Genomic DNA, 19,532 nt, shown 5'->3' with positions numbered 1-19,532 from the left:
TCCTGACTAGCTTCACTCGAAGCTAGTCAGTTTTTCATATCAAGAAAATGGGGCTCAACTTCTATTCCTACCCCAATTTAAATATCGGTGGGAATAGCAGTTGAGCTTTTTTTATTTCCAATAGTCAAAGGTGTTCGTCAATGTCACGTACTATTATGCTTATCCCTACAAGCGCTGGTGTTGGTCTTACTAGTGTTAGCATGGGTGTTCTTCGCGCTATGGAGCGTAAGGGCGTAAGTGTTTCTTTCTACAAGCCAATCGCTCAGCCTCGCAGCGGTGGTAACCAGCCAGATCTAACGTCTACTATCATCAGCGCAAACAGCGACATTAAGATTGGTGAGCCAATCGCAATGACTAAAGCTGAAGCTTTGATCGGTAGCGAAAAAATGGACGAACTTCTTGAGTCTGTTGTTGAGCAATACAACAAGATCAACAAAGACGCAGAAGTAACGCTAATCGAAGGTCTAGTACCTACTCGTAAGCACCCATTTGCTAACCAAGTGAACGCGGAAATCGCGAAAACACTTGGCGCGGAGATCGTATTCGTTGCGACTCCTGGTACTGACAACCCTACGCAACTTAAAGAGCGTATCGAAGTAGCATGTTCTAACTTCGGCGGTACGAAGAACAAGAACATCAAAGGCGTAATCATCAACAAGCTTAACGCTCCTGTTGATGAAGCTGGCCGTACTCGCCCTGACCTATCTGAAATCTTTGATGATGCAGACAGCGCTCAGCAAGCGAACCTTGAAGTAATGCAAATCTTCAACTCTAGCCCTATCCGTGTTCTTGGCTGCGTGCCATGGAGCATCGACCTAATCGCAACTCGTGCGGTTGATATGGCTAAGCACCTTAACGCTGAAATCATCAACGAAGGTGAAATCGCGACTCGTCGTATTAAGAGCATCACTTTCTGTGCACGTTCTCTACCGCACATGATTGAGCACTTTAAGCCAGGTTCACTGCTAGTAACTTCTGCAGACCGTCCTGACGTTATCGTTGCTGCGGCTCTTGCTGCGAAAAACGGTGTTGAGATTGGCGCAATCCTACTTACTGGCGGTTACGACATTCCAGAAAGCATTGCTAACCTTTGTGCACCGGCATTCGCTTCAGGTCTACCAATCTTCAAAGCTCAAGGTAACACTTGGCAGACGTCTCTAAACCTACAGAGCTTCAACCTAGAAGTTCCTGCAGACGATAAAGAGCGTATCGAGTTCGTTAACGATCACGTTGCAAGCCACATCGATGGCCCTTGGATTGATTCTCTATCTGAAGGTACTCAAGGCATTCGTCGTCTAAGTCCACCAGCATTCCGTTACCAGCTAACTGAATTTGCTCGTAAAGCGGCTAAGCGTATCGTTCTTCCTGAAGGTGACGAGCCACGTACAGTTAAAGCTGCGGCTATCTGTGCTGAGCGCGGTATCGCGACTTGTGTACTTCTAGGTAACCCAGAAGAAATTCGTCGTGTTGCTGCACAGCAAGGTGTTGAGCTTGGCGCTGGCGTTGAAATCATCGATTCTGCATCAGTTCGCGAAAACTACGTAGCTCGTCTAGTAGAACTTCGTGGCGCTAAAGGTATGACTGAAGTTGTAGCTCGTGAGAAGCTAGAAGATTCAGTATTCCTAGGTACTATGATGCTTGAAGCTGGTGAGGTTGACGGCCTAGTTTCTGGTGCTGTTCACACAACGGCGAACACTATCGTTCCTCCGTTCCAGATCATCAAGACTGCTCCTGATGCTTCTATTGTATCTTCAATCTTCTTCATGCTTCTGCCTGACCAAGTTCTTGTATACGGTGACTGTGCGATCAACCCAGACCCAACAGCTGAACAGCTTGCTGAAATCGCTATCCAATCTGCAGATTCTGCTGCGGCATTCGGTATCGACCCACGTGTTGCTATGATCTCTTACTCTACTGGTGAATCTGGTAAGGGTGCAGACGTAGATAAAGTACGTGAAGCAACCAAACTTGCTCAAGAGAAACGTCCTGATCTAGTGATCGACGGTCCTCTACAGTACGATGCAGCAATCATGGAAAACGTAGCCGCTTCTAAAGCGCCTAACTCTCCAGTTGCAGGTAAAGCGACAGTATTCGTATTCCCAGACCTAAACACGGGTAACACGACTTACAAAGCGGTACAGCGTTCAGCAGATCTAGTATCTATCGGTCCAATGCTTCAAGGTATGCGCAAGCCAGTAAATGACTTGTCTCGTGGCGCTCTAGTAGACGATATCGTTTACACAGTAGCTCTAACAGCTATCCAAGCAGACCAAGCTGCACAAGCTGAAGAAAAAGTAATTAACTAATTTTTCTTTTGTAGAAAGCAAAAACCCTAGATTTTTATCTAGGGTTTTTTTATGTCTGACAGATATGTTTTTTTTGATTTACGGCGGTTTGGTCATCGGGAAATTAGTCCAATTTTTCTCGACCGTGCGCTGATTCAAGGTCTAACTCCGGTCCTTTGGGTACAACTTGAGTAGGATTAATACCTGTGTGGCTATAGTAATAGTGACGCTTGATATGGTAAAAATCGGTCGTCTCTTTAATACCTTCGATCTGATACAACTCTTTTAGGTAACCCTGGATATTTGCATAGTCCGCAATTCGCTGCTTGTTACACTTGAAGTGACCCACATACACAGCATCGAATCTAACCAAAGTCGTAAACAACCGCCAATCCGCTTCTGTAATCTCGTTACCCGCCAGATAACGGTGTTCACTAAGATGGGCATCCACTTTGTCTAACGCTTCAAATAACGCGTCATACGCTTCTTCGTAGGCCTCTTGTGTGGTCGCAAAGCCGGTACGATAAACGCCGTTATTGATGTTCGGATAGATGTAGTCGTTCCATTCATCAATCTTGCTCGCCAATTCCCATGGGTAGTAATCATCAGTGTTGCCCGTTAGCTCATTAAACTCTGAGTTGAACATGCGGATGATTTCAGACGACTCGTTACTCACAATGGTATTGGTTTTCTTATCCCATAAAACAGGAACCGTGACTCGACCTGAATAGTCCGGTTTGGCTTGGGTGTAGATTTGGTGCATTCGAGTGTGACCGAACAGAGGCTCAGGCAAGCCCATTTGCCAACCTTCACTCATCATGTCGGGGCAAACTACTGTCACATCAATATGATCGGTTAGGTCTTTCAGTTCACGGAAGATCAGCGTGCGATGCGCCCACGGACAAGCTAACGATACGTATAAGTGGTAACGACCACTTTCTGGCTCAAATTGCGCACCGGCTTTATTTTCAACCCAGCTGCGAAAGCCCGCATCTTCACGAACGAACTTGCCACCGCTTTCTTTGGTGTCGTACCACACATCGTGCCAAACACCTTCAACTAACTTACCCATAGCCAAACCTCTGTGATGCTAACTTTTCTCTAGTATAAAAAAAGCCAACTTTTTCAAAACTAGAAGAAGTTGGCTTAGTTGTTCGAATTATTTGATGAAGCTGTTGAGAAAAATATAGGAACTAGGTCTGCAGTACAAAAAAAGCGCGACTCTAAAAACTAGTCGCGCTTAAGCCTGTCACAGGCTGAACCGTTTTAAATAGGCTCTAGACTTGTACGTGCAAGCAAGATACTGCGTGAACGTCATCGCCTTGAATCGTTGGCTTAGTTTGCGCACACGCCTCTGTTGCTTGTGGGCAACGAGTGCGGAACACACAACCTGATGGCGGATTGATTGGTGACGGTAAATCACCTTCCAACATCTGAATAGTTTTGCTGCGCTCTAAGCGTGGGTCTGGGATCGGAACTGCAGACATCAACGCCTTTGTGTACGGGTGCTTAGGATCAGAGAACAAGGCATCTGATTCGCCAAGTTCTACCGCGTTGCCTAAGTACATCACCAACACGCGGTCAGAAATGTGTTTAACAACCGACAAATCGTGCGCGATGAATACCAAAGACAAACCTAACTCTTTTTGTAGCTCCTTCAGAAGGTTAACTACTTGAGCTTGGATAGATACATCCAATGCCGAAACAGGTTCGTCACAGATGATCATCTTAGGCTTTAAGATAAGTGCACGTGCGATACCGATACGCTGACACTGACCACCAGAGAACTCATGCGGGTAACGGTTGATGACGTTTGGTAGTAGACCAACCTTTGCCATCATCTCTTTAACTCGGTCCTTCACTTCCTGTTTAGAAAGTTCTGGGTAAAAAGTCTCTAGAGGCTCAGCAATGATGTCACCAACAGACATCCGCGGGTTAAGCGATGCTAGTGGGTCTTGGAAGATCATCTGAATCTCTTTACGAGTTTCACGACGCTGCACTTCCTGCATTTTAGTTAGGTCTTGACCTAACCACATAACTTCGCCGTCTGTCGCTTCAACCAAACCAATGATTGCGCGAGCAAATGTCGATTTACCACAACCAGACTCACCTACTACACCCAGCGTCTCCCCTTCGTAAAGGTGAATATCAACGCCATCAACAGCTTTCAGGTTTGACGGTTTTGCCCAAGGCCACGCTGATTTAGCTGCGATGCTAAAGTGAACTTTCAGGTCTTTAATATCTAATAATAACTGCTTATCTACACTCATTTTGTCCAAGTCTCCCAGTCAGAAAAACAAGCACGCTGACGGTCATTACCAAATGGCGTCAAAATAGGTGCTTCTTGCTTACAACGGTCCATTACACGGTGACAACGGTCTTGGTAAGGACAGCCTGTTGGCAGGCGAAGTAAGTTTGGTGGATTACCTGGAATCGTCGGTAGAATTTCACCTTCTGTATCCAAACGAGGAATCGCTTTCAGTAGGCCTTCTGCATATGGGTGGCTTGGCTCGTAAAAGATTTCATCAACCGTGCCGTACTCCATTGTACGACCAGCGTACATCACAAGTACCTTGTCACATGAACCTGCAACTACACCCAAATCGTGGGTGATCATGATGATTGCCGTGTTGAACTCATCTTTCAATTCGTTCAGCAATTCCATGATTTGCGCTTGAATAGTTACATCCAAAGCGGTTGTTGGTTCATCAGCGATAAGCAGTTTAGGACGACACAATAGTGCCATTGCGATCATCACACGCTGACGCATACCACCAGAAAACTCGTGTGGGTACATGGTGATACGCTTGCGTGCTTCAGGGATTTTCACCGCTTCCAGCATGCGTACTGATTCTTCAAACGCCTCTGCTTTACCCATGCCTTTGTGCAGCATAAGTACTTCCATCAACTGATCACTTACTTTCATGTAAGGGTTCAGTGATGTCATCGGATCTTGGAAGATCATCGCGATCTGTTCAGCACGAACTTTGTTCAGTTCTTTCTCTGGAAGGTTAAGAATCTCTTTACCTTCAAACTTTGCGCTACCCGAGATGATGCCGTTCTTAGCCAGCAGACCCATGATAGAGAATACAGTTTGTGATTTACCTGAACCTGACTCACCCACGATACCCAGCGTTTCGCCTTGGTTGAGTGAGAAGTTCAGATCGTTTACTGCGGTTACGATACCATCTTGCGTGGTAAATTCGACGCGCAGATCTTTGACATCTAATAAGCTCATTATTGCTTCCTTAATCTTTTATAGCTTTTAATTGCTATTTCTTTATCTGTCTTTTGGATCAAGCGCGTCGCGCAGACCATCACCTACGTAGTTAAAGCAGAACAGCGTAACTACCATGAATGCCGCTGGGAATGCCAGTTGCCAAATAGCAACTTCCATTGTTTGCGAACCTTCTTGAAGCAATGCGCCCCAGCTTGTCATAGGCTCTTGAACACCAAGACCAAGGAAAGATAAGAATGATTCTGTAAGGATCATGCTCGGGATAAGTAGCGTTGAGTAAACCGCAACAATACCCAATACGTTCGGTACGATATGACGTGTAATGATTTTCCATTTGCTAACACCACATACGTGCGCAGCTTCAATGAATTCTTTATTACGTAAACTCAACGTTTGGCCACGTACGATACGCGCCATATCGAGCCAAGCAATCGCACCGATAGCAACGAAGATTAGAATGATATTACGACCAAAGAAGGTCACCAGTACGATCACTAGGAACATGAATGGTACTGCGTACAAAATCTCTAGAATACGCATCATCACTCGGTCAGTACGGCCGCCAATGAAGCCTGAAGCTGCACCGTAAAGCGTACCAATCAGGACCGCTACAAATGCGCCCATCACACCAACCATCAATGAGATACGACCACCAATAAGAGTACGAACGTACAAATCACGGCCTAAGCTATCAGTACCAAACCAGTGATCCGCATTCGGACCTACGTGCATGGCGTACCAGTCAGTATCATCGTAAGCATGTTGCGCCAACATAGGTAAGAAGATTACCGAAAGCACCATGATAATTAGAATGAACAGACTGATCATTGCCGCTTTGTTGCGCATAAAACGAATACGCGCATCCTGCCACAAACTGCGACCTTCAATCTCTAAATTCTCAGAGAATTTTTCGATCGCTTCTAAATTTTCTTTTTTATTCAACATAACCAGTCCCTGTCTAGTAGCGAATTTTCGGGTCTATGACCGCTAACAAAATATCAACAATCGCGTTGAATAAAATGAATAGGAAACCAATCAAGATGGTGACTCCCATAACGAGCGAGTAGTCGCGGTTGAACGCAGCGTTAACAAACAACTTGCCGATACCGGGTAGGCCGAAAATGGTTTCAACAACAACGGAGCCTGTAATGATACCGACGAAAGCAGGCCCCATATAGGAAACAACCGGGAGTAATGCTGGTTTAAGCGCGTGTTTAATGACGATGTAACGGTAGCTTAACCCCTTCGCGCGAGCGGTACGGATAAAGTTACTGTTCAACGTTTCAATCATCGAACCACGCGTAATACGAGCAAAGGTTGCAACGTAGAGGAACGACATCGCAAGGACAGGCAACACAAGATATTTTGCCGAACCATCTAACCAGCCACCAGCCGGGAAAAGGTTGAAATGTAATGAAAATACGTAGATCAAAGCGGGGGCAAGTACAAACGAAGGCATAACAACCCCGAGCATGGCTGTCGACATGATGGTGTAATCAATCCAAGTATTGTGTTTTAACGCAGCGATGGTACCAACGGTGACCCCCATGATGACCGTAAAGATAAAGGCGATGAAACCGACTTTGGCCGATACTGGTAGCGCAGCAGAAATCAGTTCATTAACCGAGTAATCCAAATACTTAAACGAAGGGCCAAAATCACCTTGCAGGATATTCGTCAGGTACGTGGTGTACTGCTCAAAAACTGGTTTATCTAGGCCATATTTAGCTTCAATATTTGCCATAACTTCTGGCGGTAGAGCACGTTCGCTTGAGAAAGGGTTACCCGGTGCGAAACGCATGAGACAAAAAGAGATAGTGATCAGCACCAACATGGTTGGAATTGCTTCAAATATTCTTTTCATAATGAATTTAAGCATAAACTCACTCTTTTAGACTGTGACAATGAAAATGAAGGAAGCGCTACATGCGCAATCTGCGCATGTAGTGCCAATATCGTTATAGTTATGTTAACTTTTAAGGGTAGAAATGGTGATTATTGCGCCTTGATATACAGGTCTTTTGAATAAATCATTTCTTGTGCGTTATTCGCAGGGAAGCCACCGACATGCGGGTTCAGTAGACGAGTCTTCACATATTGATAGATAGGGACAATCGGCATTTCTTGGGCCATAAGCTTTTCAGCCTCTAAGTACAAAGCTTTACGCTCTTGCTCTGATGTAGAGTGAATGGCATTGTCGATTATAGTGTCGTATTGCTTGCTGCCCCAATGTTGACCGCCGCTGGTGTTTTCACTTGTCATGAGCGTGAGGAACGTCGATGCTTCATTGTAGTCACCACACCAGCCAGCTCGAGCCACTTCAAAGTTACCCGTATCTTTAGAAGACAGGTAAGTCTTCCACTCTTGGTTCTCAAGCGTAACTTTTAAACCCAGCGTTTTTTTCCACATAGAACCAAGCGCTACAGCTACTTTTTTATGGTTTTCATTCGTGTTGTAGAGAAGAGTAAACTCCAAAGGATTATCTTTGGTGTAACCCGCTTCTGCTAGCAAGCGTGCGGCCTCTGCGTTGCGCTCTTTTTGCGACATTTTCCCGTATTGTGGCAATTCAGGGTTGAAACCGGCTGTAATTTCAGGCGTTAAAAAGTACGCAGGTTTCTGACCTTGTCCCATAATGGCATTCGAGACGATATCGCGGTCAACCGCATAAGAAATAGCCTTACGCACACGAACATCATCAAAAGGCTTTACCTTGGTGTTAAAGTTGTAGTAATAGCTGCAAAGGTTGCCCACAACGGAGAGATCCTCAGGGTGTTCTTTCTGCATGCGCTTGAAATGCTCAATGGGCATATCATAAGAAATGTCAACTTCACCCGAGAGGAAACGATTCATTTCCGCTACTTGGTTTTCGATTGGTAGAAAAGTCACTTTATTTAGAACAGTCTTATCGTTATCCCAATACTGCTCATTACGTTTTAAGGTCATGCGCTCGTTAACGACCCACTTATCAAGATCGTAAGCGCCATTACCAACAAAATGTTCTGGCTTAGTCCATTGGTCACCGTACTTTTCTACTGTTGCCTTATGGACTGGCTTGGTCGAAGTGTGCCCCATCATCATCACAAAATAAGGCACTGGAGTTTCAAGCTCAACCACTAATGTGTGCGCATCTATTGCTTTTACGCCGAGTTCGCTTTTGTCTTTTTTACCCTCAATAATTTCTTTGGCATTCACCATCTTAGTAAATTCCATATACCAAGAATAAGGAGAGGCTGTCGCTGGGTCGACAAAGCGCTGCCAGCTGTAAACGAAATCTTGAGCGGTTACCGGATCGCCGTTAGACCATTTTGCGTCTTTGCGTAAATGAAAAGTAAAGGTTTGGTTGTCTGTCGTTTCCCAGCTTTCTGCTACACCAGGAATAGTATTACCATCACTGTCTTGGTTGACAAGGCCTTCTAGAAGATCGCGAATCACGTGAGACTCAGGTACACCTGATGACTTATGAGGGTCAATAGTCGCAACTTCAGTACCATTACCACGAACGATTTCTTGTTTTTCAGCTAGCTTGGTACCAGCAGGTACTTCAGCAGCGATAGAAAGAGTAGAAGTGGCAGCCACTGCCAAACCAGCACCTAGAAGAAGGGCCTGAGTGATTTTATTCTTGTACATTTAATAAACTCCAAGTTTTACGTATTGCATCCATGACTTCTTTGCTAAGTTCACTGAACGGCAGTGATTTAGATTTATTTAGCTCAAAATTTAAGCATAAAAATCTAAAACCTTACAAAGATTGAGGCACACACTATCAACCATTGAAGTAATTTGCCATAAACAAGTCGCAAAAAATCAGATAATTCTCCGATTTACTTAAGGTAACAGTGTAAATCTCTAATAAAAACCTAATGAATAGTTAATTACACATAGGGATTTATTAAAAAACAGCCTTTAGTGTTGATGTATCTAAATTGATACTTTTATTTAGCATCTTATGCTAGAACACTGCCGGCAAATTAACATTAATGCCACATGAAATCTAATTGCACATCACATATCCCCTAAATAGACTCCACTATTTGTGAGGATTATCACTTTATACAAAACAGCATAATGCACTGCACCAAAACCGATTTAGAAATGTACCAAGACAGACAAGATTACGCATCGAATTTATATGCAACTTGAATGAGTAATCATTTATTAATACACCGCTTATTTATAAATAGCTTTATAGCACGCACAAAAAAGCCGACCTTAATAGTCGGCTTTTTACTGTCTCAATCAACAGAACAAACTTTTGAAGCAACATCATATTGCGAGAATTATTTCTACCAACGCTCCGCAGCTTTGGTATCTGAATCGCGAGAATCAACCCAGCGAGTTGTTTCAGTGGTACGTTCTTTTTTCCAAAACGGCGCTTTGGTTTTCAGAAAGTCCATAACAAACTCACACGCTTCGAAGGCAGCGCCACGATGTGCACTTGATACACCAACGTAAACAATCTGGTCACCGATATCTAGGTCACCCACGCGATGAATCACTCGCATCTTCTGGATAGGCCAGCGCGCTTCAGCTTGATCACAGATCTCGCTCAGCGACTTCTCTGTCATACCCGGATAGTGCTCTAGAGACAAACCAATCACGTTGTCGCCAAGGTTCATGTCGCGAACTTTACCAACAAACGTCACTACCGCTCCTGCAGCTGTGCCTTGAGCTAGATAATCGTATTCGTCACCCACAGAAAAGTCTTCTGCAGTAACTACTACTCTTGAGTCCATGACTAGCCTCCAGTCACTGGTGGGAAGAAAGCCACTTCATCGCCGTCTTTCACTTCAGTCGTCAAAGGTACGATTGATTGGTTAAGCGCAGCCAAAAGCTTGCCCTCTTCCAATGCGATATCCCATTTGCCTTCTTGTGTTACAAGGTGGCTGCGAATCGCTGCAATCGTCTTGAACTGTGCATCAACTTCAACGCTGTCCACACTAACAAGTTCACGAGTTTGAGCAAAGAAAAGAACTGTAATCATGATTCCACCTTAAAGTGACCAGACTTACCACCCGTCTTCTCTAACAGACGTACATTCTCGATAACAATATCTTTCTGAACAGCTTTACACATATCGTAAATCGTTAACGCAGCAACAGAAGCAGCCGTTAGCGCTTCCATTTCTACGCCTGTCTTACCCGCAAGCTTACAAACAGATTCGATGCGAACCTTGTTTTCAGACTCGATAGCTTCAAGCTGCACTTCTACTTTGGTTAATAGCAGAGGGTGACACAGTGGAATCAGATCCCACGTCTTCTTAGCCGCTTGAATACCCGCAATGCGTGCCGTTGCGAAAACATCGCCTTTATGGTGGCTACCAGAAACAATCAGCTCTAGCGTTTCAGCAGACATTTTTACGAAAGCTTCCGCTCTCGCTTCACGTACTGTCTCAGCTTTTTCCGATACATCGACCATGTTTGCTTCGCCAGACGCGTTAATGTGTGTAAATTGGCTCATACTCAAACCGCCTTATACAGAAAGGTGTGGCATGAAGTTACAAGGGCGGTGACTAGCATCCATTTGTTGCTTGATGATCTTAGTCCAACCTGTGCGACAAGCACCTGTAGAACCTGGCATCGCAAAGATAACTGTGTGGTTAGCAAAGCCCGCAATCGCACGAGATTGAATTGTCGATGTACCGATCTCTTCATAAGATACTTGACGGAATAGCTCACCGAAGCCTTCTACTTCTTTGTCAAATAGTGGCTTAAGCGCTTCAGGCGTGCTGTCACGAGAAGTAAAACCAGTACCGCCAGTGATCATGATCGCTTGTACGCTTTCATCAGCGATCCACTTGGATACGATCGCACGGATCTTGTACATGTCATCGATAACAATTTGCTTATCAACCACGTTGTGGCCTGCTTCTTTAGCATGCTCAGCTAGGTAACCACCGGACGTGTCATTTTCTTCTGTACGAGTATCTGAAACGGTTAGTACTGCGATGTTTGCTGCTTGGAATTTGCTTTCTGCGTGACCCATTTGTTCACCTATATAAATTTTTCAATTATGAGGGCGTGTTGACCTTTCGTGATTAAATTTTGTTCGAGATAAAAGCGTTTTAATCGCGGCGAGGGGGAAGTAGCCTAGTCATTCTAAGCAAATCTCCCTCAACAAAGAGTAAAACGCTTTTAGCCGAACCCTTCGGGCAGCGTTTGCTGGTCATTTCTACTACGTTATCGGCTTCTCATGTAGGCTAGCTACACATCAAAGCCTCTGCCTTGTATAAATACCCAGCAACTCGCTGCAAAAATCAGCTCGAAAGAGCAACACGCCCTAGACTGATTCGCCCAGCCTAAAGAAGCTGAGCGATAAAATGCTTTAGAGTATATAGCGGGTTAACCGCCGATTGACGCCAAGTTTGGAGTCATGCCGCTGTTGCCATCATGTAAGAAGTGGCTAACAGACTTGGTTTGAAGCTGAGCCTGAATTCGATCAATGAGCTCTTGCTCTTGTTGATCTTCTTGAATCAGATCTCGCAGTTCAACACCGTGGTCGCCAAACAGACATAGGTGAAGTTTACCAGTCGCAGAAACACGCAGTCGGTTACAACTCTCACAGAAGTCTTTCTCGTAAGGCATGATCAAACCAATTTCACCCTTGTAGTCTGGGTGGACAAACACTTGTGCTGGACCATCGTTAACCGCTTTGACTTTTAACAGCCAACCGTTAGCAATAAGCTGATTGCGAATCGCAACGCCAGAGACATGGTGTTTATCGAACAACTCGTCCATCTCGCCGGTTTTCATCAGCTCGATAAAACGTAATTGAATAGGTTTGTCTTTGATCCAATTAAGGAAGGCTGGTAATTCCTGACTGTTGAGGTCTTTCATCAATACAACGTTGACTTTGACTTGTTCATAGCCAACCTCAAACGCTTTATCAATGCCTCGCATAACCTCAGTAAACTTATTCTCACCAGTGATCTGATGGAACATACGTGAATCTAAACTATCCACGCTAACGTTTATATGGGTTAAACCAGCATCGCGCCATTGCCCTACTTGTTTCTCCATGCGGTAGCCATTCGTTGTCGTGGCCACTTTTTCGATGCCTGGAGTAGAAGCAACGGTATGTATGATTTCAGGAAAGTCTTTACGCAGACTCGGCTCTCCGCCTGTAATGCGGATCTTTGAGGTACCACAATCTGCAAACGCTTTTACAACGCGTTTGATCTCGGGAACACTTAAAAAAGACGAGTTTTTTTGCCCTGACGGTTTGTAACCATCCGGCAAGCAGTAAGTACATTTAAAGTTACAGACGTCTGTAACCGACAAGCGCAAGTAATAAAACTTGCGATGGAATCTATCTTCGAATTGTTGCGCCACGGAACACCTTTCCAAACACGGGAGGCATAATCATTTCCAATTAAGCCCTTGTGACAACATGTCACTGGCTCTTGATGCGTATCGGTACAGCAAATACCACTGTGCGACTTAGCATGCGAGAGCTCGGAGTTATGGCAACCGCACGTCATATTCATACGTGCAGTAGCTGAGTAATAAAATACTTAATATTTGTACGTGAATCTAGCTCTGATGGTAAAAAACGGGTCACATCGGCAAAAAAAACGTGTCAAACGCTCAAAATAACTCTTGTTGAGTATATAGCGAGAAGCATTTAACCTAAATTATAGTTGGTAATAACCTAACAAGAACAAAAAATGAATATTTACGCTTCAAAGAAGGTCGTAGCAATCGGTGGAGGCCATGGCTTAGGTCGTATGCTTGCTGCACTAAAAGACTTTGGTAACAACGCAACTGGCATTGTTGCAACAACGGATAATGGCGGCTCAACCGGACGAATTAGAGACTGCCAAGGTGGTATCGCTTGGGGAGATACTCGTAACTGTATCAACCAATTGATCACTGAACCTTCAATCAGCTCGATGATGTTTGAATACCGCTTTCGCGGCCAAGGTGAACTCGACGGTCATAACTTGGGTAACCTGATGCTCACGGCATTAGACAACCTCTCGGTTCGCCCACTAGAAGCGATTAACCTAATTCGAAATATGCTCAAGGTCGACGTCAATATCGTGCCGATGACCGAGCACCCTTCTGACCTCACAGCCCTATCAATGGACGGACGTTGGGTAACCGGCGAAACCAACGTTGATGACATGACAGAAAAACTACGCATGATGGATCTGTCTCCAGAAGTGCCCGCAACCAAAGAAGCCGTTGCAGCCGTCGAACAAGCCGACTGTATCGTTCTTGGCCCTGGCAGCTTTCTGACCAGTGTTATGCCCCCACTTCTTCTGCCAGAAATTGGCAAAGCTATCGCTGAGAACACCAAGGCTAAGGTTATTTTCATCGAAAACCTTTCGCCAGAACACGGTCCTGCAGGAAAAATGACGCTTCAAGAACAGCTTGAATGGTGTGAACGTACCTGCAAAGCGAGAAAAATTGATGTTGTGCTGGGCAATGCGCCGCACCCTGAACTTGAAGGGCTTTGGAACTGCGTGACCACCGATCTTGCCTCTCCTAATCGAGATTGGCGACATGACCGTTTAAAACTTCAACAAGCGATTCGGGCTCAACTGGCTTAGTGGCTTAGTGGCTTAGTGGCTTAAGCTAAACACCAGAAGCCGGTAAAAACGAAAAAGGAGCATCATGCTCCTTTTTTAGTCTCTGTATCTCTACCTGTATATTTAGCGATTAACCGCTTTAGAGATCAGTCATCAACTGCTGATATTCAGTATAAGTCGATAGCAGAAGTTCCTGCATATCTTGAAAATCAATATCTGTCACAGGCAATGCTTGCTTCACTTTTGCGTCTAAGCTAATAGCAAAACTACACAAAGAATCGGCACCAAAACTCGCAGCACTGCTCTTCAACGCATGGCTGATATCGGCCAAATACTTAGACGTATCGGTATCTTTGTTTAGTTCTAGGTGCTCGTAGTAGCCTTTCAACTCACCTAAAAAGATTTCCAGTAAAACCGGGACATTCTCTTGCCCTATTTCACCGGCAAGCTCATCAACTTTTTGCTGATTTAATACTTTCGTCATTATTATTTTCTTATTGTTTGATGATTACTGCTTCGCATTCCACGTTTGCAACTTACGGTATATCGTCGATGGACTGACATCTAAGAAGCCAGCTGCTCGGGGGATGTTGCCATCACACGCTTTAATGGCCTGTTCGATTGCCGTTTTCTCAGTGATCCACAATGGGAAAATATCTTTTACCGTGATGTCTTCATTCTGCTTTTCTTTCAATCGCAGGCTGTTTTCAATCGGTTGGTTCAATGGTGGTGGAAGCATGCTGAGAGTAATCTCTTTGCCGTTATTCAAAACCACCACGTTTCGCAACACGTTTTGTAGCTGACGAACGTTACCCGGCCACTCATATTGATTAAAGCGATCAAGTACTTCTTGAGCAAAACGCACAAACGCCTTCCCCTCCTCGACCGACATATAGCCTAGTAACGAGTACGCAATCTCGATGACATCTTCATCACGCTCGCGCAGTGGCGGCAAGTGCAGCGGAATCACGTATAAACGATAGTATAAATCTTCTCTAAAGCGACCTTCTTGTACTTCTTTCCAAGGGTCACGGTTGGTCGCACACACAAAACGAACGTCCACACTCTTCATCTTCGAAGAGCCGACTTTTTGAAAAGTACCGGTTTGAATAAAACGCAGAAGCTTGGTTTGCAGTTCAAGGTCCATCTCACACAACTCATCGAGGAACAGTGTTCCACCGTCAGCCAATTCAGCAGCACCTTGGCGATCCGTTGCCGCGCCAGTAAAGGCACCTTTTACGTGGCCAAACAGCTCACTTTCAATCAAGTCTTTAGGAATTGCCGCACAGTTGATGGCGATGAAAGGCTTATCACCACGCTTACTCGCCGCGTGAATCGCTTCTGCACATACCTCTTTACCCGTACCACTTTCACCGGTAATGAAAATACTCGCTTTACTCGATGCGGCGGAATCGATAGTTCGGTAAACCTGCTGCATAGTTTGGCTACTGCCAATAAAACCTTGATAGTTCTGGTTTCCCGGATGTTCCGAACTGTTCTTAAGCTTGGTAGCCTTACGGATTGCGTTGTTCACCGTAATACGAAGTCGGTCGGCTTCACATGGCTTGATAAGGAAATCTTGAGAACCATGACGCATTGCTTCTACGGCGGTATCGATAGAGCCGTGCGCTGTCATGAAGATAACGGGCACTTCAGGGTACTTTTGTTTTACAGCAAAGAGCACATCCATACCCGTCATATCAGGCAGACGTAGATCTAATAAAATAAGGTCAGGGATTCGATGATTCAAACTCTCAATTGCATCGCGGCCAGTGCCGACAATGTTGATATCAATTTCGAGCGGTGTAAGATACGAGCGATATAACGCTGCGACTGAAGCCGTATCCTCCACCATCAACAAATACTTTGATTTGTTATCTAACGTTTTTGATTGCATATCCTAGCCATTTATAATTTGCATTTCTTATTATAGTCGCATTCCGCTTTGCATTATGCAAATTAGCCACAATATTTGTGATGTATTTTTTTACTTACTTCAAACAATCAATGTTTTATCTATCTGGCACGAACGATGCAGTAATATAAATGACCTTCGGGTCACCTAGCCAACTGACGTTGTTAGTGAACCGAGTGTTCACAAACGTAAGCCAGTAGAACAATTACTACTGGCTGTTTTTTTGTCTGAACCACTCTCAATTCTTATCTTGAGGGTATGAACTTCTTGAGTAAGAAGTGAGACTAGCTGTTGGTAATGAATTGCTTTCTCATCTGTTCAATCTCATCACGCTTTTGCGCCGCCAACTCAAACTCCAGATTCTGAGCATGCTGATACATCGCAGCTTCTAGCTTACTGATCTCTTTATCAAGCTGCTGTGGCGTAAGCACTGCATAACTTTCAGATGGCTCAGCCACCTTAGATAGTGGAACTTGCTTAGATTGACGCTGCTGTTTCGACTTGGTGATGTCACCCAGCTCCATAATATCTTTGATATTACGTTTCAGCGCTTGTGGTGTAATACCTTGCTCTTCGTTGTAGGCCTGTTGTTTCTCACGACGACGATCGGTTTCATCAATCGCTTTTCTCATCGACTTAGTAATCGAGTCACCATATAAGATCGCCTTACCTTCGAGGTTACGCGCGGCACGACCAATGGTTTGGATCAGAGAACGCTCAGAACGTAAGAAGCCCTCTTTGTCTGCATCAAGAATCGCCACCAACGATACTTCCGGCATATCCAAACCTTCACGAAGTAAGTTAATACCCACTAACACGTCAAACTCGCCCAAACGTAAGTCTCGGATGATCTCGACACGCTCAACGGTATCGATATCAGAGTGCAAGTAACGCACTTTAACGCCATGCTCACTTAAGTGTTCGGTTAAGTCTTCCGCCATTCTCTTAGTTAATGTTGTGACCAACACGCGCTCTTCTTTCACTGAACGGATTCTGATTTCAGACAACAAGTCATCCACCTGAGTCGCGACCGGACGTACCTCAATAATAGGATCAAGCAAGCCAGTCGGACGCACCACTTGATCAGCAATCTCGCCATCTGATTTTTCAATCTCGTAATTACCCGGCGTTGCTGAAACGAATATCGTCTGCGGAGCGATCGATTCAAACTCTTCAAACTTCATCGGACGGTTATCCAAAGCAGAAGGTAGTCTAAAGCCAAACTCAACCAAGGTTTCTTTACGCGAGCGGTCACCTTTATACATCGCCCCTATCTGGGGAACCGTCACGTGTGACTCATCGATAATCAACAGGCCGTCATTTGGCAGGTAATCAAATAAGGTTGGAGGTGCTTCACCTTCATTACGCCCACTCAAATAACGAGAGTAGTTTTCGATACCGGAACAAAAACCCAGCTCCGTCATCATCTCGATATCAAACTGAGTTCTTTGAGAGATACGCTGTTCTTCAAGAAGCTTGTTGTTGTCTTTTAAATATTGCGCCCTATCGCGCAACTCATCCTTAATCTTCTCAATCGCCTCGAGGATTTTTTCTCTTGGGGTTACATAGTGAGTTTTTGGATAAACGGTAAAGCGCGGTAAGTCTCTTTGCTTAATCGCACCAGTCAGTGGATCAAAGATACTAATGCAATCGACTTCGTCATCGAACATCTCAATTCGAACCGCATCTTGGTCAGATTCAGCCGGAAAGATATCGATCACTTCACCACGAACTCGAAACTGACCACGTTCAAAAGCGACGTCGTTTCTTGAATATTGCAGTTCAGCCAAGCGGCGCAAAATATCACGCTGATCCATCACCTCACCACGACTCAAGTGAAGCATCATCTTCAAATACGACTTAGGGTCACCAAGACCGTAGATCGCCGACACAGAAGCCACAATGATGGCGTCTTTTCGTTCTAGTAAGGCTTTGGTTGCCGAGAGCCTCATCTGTTCAATATGAGCGTTCACAGACGCATCTTTCTCGATGAACGTGTCCGTGGTTGGAACGTAGGCTTCAGGTTGGTAGTAATCATAGTAAGAAACGAAATACTCAACGGCATTGTTTGGAAAGAAAGATTTCATCTCACCGTAAAGTTGAGCCGCCAATGTCTTGTTAGGCGCTAATAGGATCGCAGGTCTTTGCGATTGGGAAATGACATTGGCAAGAGTAAAGGTTTTACCTGAGCCCGTTACCCCTAATAGAGTTTGATGTGCCAAACCAGAATCTAGTCCATCTAATAATTTGGTTATCGCCGTCGGCTGGTCACCGGACGGGCTGTAGTCCGATACCAAGTCAAAGAGTTTGCTCATAGGTCGCCATTTCCATACTGTTTTTTTAATCAGGTCATTGTCACTCTAGGTGGAGTGTCGTTGCAACTATTATCTAGAGAAATGCATCTTAAGATCAGATATCAGTTATAGCTTTTATTTTTAGAACTTGGTATTATCCGTGCCCCTGCAAGATCTCTTCAGCTAAATTACTCGATTTTTAATCCACTACTTTTCCCCAAAAAATCTAAAAATACCGCTTGTTTTACTGTTCGGTTTATAATCTACAAAAGTTATACAATCGCGATATTTTGATATAAATCTTTTAAATACATTGAGTTAGATAAGATTTTTACATTTTTCGATTTATCCCAATGATTGTTGTTAAAGTTTCACACACACACTTATCCACAATTTTGGTGGATAACTAAAGCAAAGCTAAATCCAATAAGGTGTTCAAGAAAGTAAAGTTTTTTATCTTACTTTTTTCTGATATTTTTTATTGACAGAAATTCGGACAATTATTAGAATTCGCGTCGCTAACAAGCAATTCCCCTTTAGTTCAGTTGGTAGAACGGCGGACTGTTAATCCGTATGTCGCAAGTTCAAGTCTTGCAAGGGGAGCCAAATTCAGGAAAAAGCCCAATCTTTCGATTGGGCTTTTTTCGTATGTAACTGCGACTAACTTGTTCCAAGTTAATGTCACAAACTTAGCCGCTCACGTTCATCGTTGATCAAAAAAGCCACGAACTAATCCGTGGCTCACTTAACTTTTGAGACTACAAACTACCCGAGAAGTAATGGGTATCTCGTAGAATCCATTTATATTGCATTATAGGTGACGAGCGATCGTGTCCGTCAAAACCGCAGCTACCTTATCATCGCCAGCTTGATCGCCTTTACTGTAGGTATTGATCTGACGCTTCGATGAATCGTGGATATTAGTGATGGCTACCACTTCTCTCTCAATACCAAATCCAACCAACTTAATCATCAATTCTTTATTTTTGAATGAGTCGCCAACGATCACGATAGAGTTAAAATCTTTCAGTAGCTCTTTAGTCAGATCTTCAACTTGAACATCATTACTATTAATAAAAAAGATATCCGCAGATTTCGCAGAGCTTCGCTCTCCAGCAGACTTCAGTTGGATTTGCTGCATCTCATTGAACACACCATTATCTTGCGTTCCAATGGTAGATAGGCTCGCAGCATTAGAAGCCAAAGACAATAGCAGTGTACTAGCAAAAACAGTACTTTTAACAAAATTCATTCTCTTTACCCTCTAATA

At 44.3% G+C, this 19,532-nt stretch carries 17 protein-coding genes, 1 tRNA gene and 1 riboswitch; of the genes, 3 read left to right on the top strand and 15 right to left on the bottom strand.

The genetic code is table 11. The annotated features are described in order from the left end of the window. Positions 1-140: 140 nt before the first annotated feature. Positions 141-2,306, top strand: coding sequence for a phosphate acetyltransferase (gene pta / locus CWO08_RS13830; protein ID WP_048659731.1), 2,166 nt, complete (start codon positions 141-143; stop codon positions 2,304-2,306). A 103-nt stretch (positions 2,307-2,409) separates the two neighbouring features. Here pta and CWO08_RS13825 read toward each other — a convergent pair whose 3' ends face one another. The 11 genes from CWO08_RS13825 to moaA form a co-directional block, all read right to left on the bottom strand. Continuing rightward, positions 2,410-3,357, bottom strand: coding sequence for a glutathione S-transferase family protein (locus CWO08_RS13825; protein WP_108020642.1), 948 nt, complete (start codon positions 3,355-3,357; stop codon positions 2,410-2,412). Between the two features lie 205 nt (positions 3,358-3,562). Further along, positions 3,563-4,555: a murein tripeptide/oligopeptide ABC transporter ATP binding protein OppF gene (oppF, locus tag CWO08_RS13820; protein WP_017632507.1), complete on the bottom strand. Its 993-nt coding sequence runs from the start codon at positions 4,553-4,555 to the stop codon at positions 3,563-3,565. Next, positions 4,552-5,523 carry an ABC transporter ATP-binding protein gene (locus tag CWO08_RS13815; RefSeq protein WP_048659733.1) on the bottom strand — a complete coding sequence of 324 codons (972 nt, stop codon included), beginning with the start codon at positions 5,521-5,523 and terminating at the stop codon, positions 4,552-4,554. The genes oppF and CWO08_RS13815 overlap by 4 nt, the downstream gene beginning before the upstream one ends. Positions 5,524-5,565: 42 nt before the next feature. Continuing rightward, entirely contained in the window at positions 5,566-6,468 is a 903-nt protein-coding gene (gene oppC, locus CWO08_RS13810) for an oligopeptide ABC transporter permease OppC (RefSeq protein ID WP_108020641.1), read from the bottom strand. 13 nt (positions 6,469-6,481) lie between these two features. Beyond that, positions 6,482-7,402 (bottom strand): oligopeptide ABC transporter permease OppB, encoded by a 921-nt coding sequence (oppB, locus tag CWO08_RS13805; RefSeq protein ID WP_108020640.1) that lies wholly within the window; start codon positions 7,400-7,402, stop codon positions 6,482-6,484. A gap of 116 nt (positions 7,403-7,518) precedes the next feature. Next, positions 7,519-9,150, bottom strand: coding sequence for an ABC transporter substrate-binding protein (locus CWO08_RS13800; RefSeq protein ID WP_108020639.1), 1,632 nt, complete (start codon positions 9,148-9,150; stop codon positions 7,519-7,521). A 656-nt stretch (positions 9,151-9,806) separates the two neighbouring features. Next, complete coding sequence (moaE, locus tag CWO08_RS13795) at positions 9,807-10,256, bottom strand: molybdopterin synthase catalytic subunit MoaE (RefSeq protein ID WP_108020638.1); 450 nt, start codon at positions 10,254-10,256, stop codon at positions 9,807-9,809. A gap of 2 nt (positions 10,257-10,258) precedes the next feature. Next, positions 10,259-10,504 carry a molybdopterin synthase sulfur carrier subunit gene (gene moaD / locus CWO08_RS13790; RefSeq protein ID WP_108020637.1) on the bottom strand — a complete coding sequence of 82 codons (246 nt, stop codon included), beginning with the start codon at positions 10,502-10,504 and terminating at the stop codon, positions 10,259-10,261. Further along, on the bottom strand, positions 10,501-10,980 hold the full coding sequence (gene moaC, locus CWO08_RS13785; protein ID WP_108020636.1) for a cyclic pyranopterin monophosphate synthase MoaC: 480 nt from the start codon (positions 10,978-10,980) through the stop codon (positions 10,501-10,503). Before moaC ends, moaD begins: the two co-directional genes overlap by 4 nt. Positions 10,981-10,992: 12 nt before the next feature. After that, positions 10,993-11,505: a molybdenum cofactor biosynthesis protein B gene (moaB, locus tag CWO08_RS13780; protein WP_004734027.1), complete on the bottom strand. Its 513-nt coding sequence runs from the start codon at positions 11,503-11,505 to the stop codon at positions 10,993-10,995. A gap of 356 nt (positions 11,506-11,861) precedes the next feature. Further along, positions 11,862-12,851: a GTP 3',8-cyclase MoaA gene (gene moaA / locus CWO08_RS13770; protein ID WP_017632500.1), complete on the bottom strand. Its 990-nt coding sequence runs from the start codon at positions 12,849-12,851 to the stop codon at positions 11,862-11,864. Then, positions 12,840-12,992: riboswitch (molybdenum cofactor riboswitch) on the bottom strand. It overlaps the preceding gene by 12 nt. A 194-nt stretch (positions 12,993-13,186) precedes the next feature. Here moaA and CWO08_RS13765 point away from each other — a divergent pair. Further along, positions 13,187-14,074: a YvcK family protein gene (locus CWO08_RS13765; protein ID WP_102433498.1), complete on the top strand. Its 888-nt coding sequence runs from the start codon at positions 13,187-13,189 to the stop codon at positions 14,072-14,074. Between the two features lie 118 nt (positions 14,075-14,192). Here CWO08_RS13765 and luxU read toward each other — a convergent pair whose 3' ends face one another. The 3 genes from luxU to uvrB form a co-directional block, all read right to left on the bottom strand. Further along, positions 14,193-14,537, bottom strand: coding sequence for a quorum-sensing phosphorelay protein LuxU (luxU, locus tag CWO08_RS13760; protein ID WP_048659738.1), 345 nt, complete (start codon positions 14,535-14,537; stop codon positions 14,193-14,195). A 24-nt stretch (positions 14,538-14,561) separates the two neighbouring features. Continuing rightward, positions 14,562-15,950 (bottom strand): quorum-sensing sigma-54 dependent transcriptional regulator LuxO, encoded by a 1,389-nt coding sequence (gene luxO / locus CWO08_RS13755; RefSeq protein ID WP_108020635.1) that lies wholly within the window; start codon positions 15,948-15,950, stop codon positions 14,562-14,564. Between the two features lie 302 nt (positions 15,951-16,252). Then, positions 16,253-18,283 carry an excinuclease ABC subunit UvrB gene (gene uvrB / locus CWO08_RS13750; RefSeq protein ID WP_108020634.1) on the bottom strand — a complete coding sequence of 677 codons (2,031 nt, stop codon included), beginning with the start codon at positions 18,281-18,283 and terminating at the stop codon, positions 16,253-16,255. A 509-nt stretch (positions 18,284-18,792) separates the two neighbouring features. Here uvrB and CWO08_RS13745 point away from each other — a divergent pair. Further along, a tRNA-Asn gene (locus CWO08_RS13745) sits at positions 18,793-18,868 on the top strand. A 205-nt stretch (positions 18,869-19,073) separates the two neighbouring features. Here CWO08_RS13745 and CWO08_RS13740 read toward each other — a convergent pair. Continuing rightward, positions 19,074-19,514 carry a hypothetical protein gene (locus CWO08_RS13740; protein ID WP_102286074.1) on the bottom strand — a complete coding sequence of 147 codons (441 nt, stop codon included), beginning with the start codon at positions 19,512-19,514 and terminating at the stop codon, positions 19,074-19,076. Positions 19,515-19,532 lie beyond the last annotated feature (18 nt).

The organism is Vibrio sp. 10N.286.48.B8 (genome assembly GCF_003050085.1).
In the GTDB taxonomy this organism is placed as follows: Bacteria; Pseudomonadota; Gammaproteobacteria; order Enterobacterales; family Vibrionaceae; genus Vibrio; species Vibrio crassostreae.
Note: the sequence above shows the minus strand (reverse complement) of the source record. Positions and strands in the feature narration are given on the sequence as shown.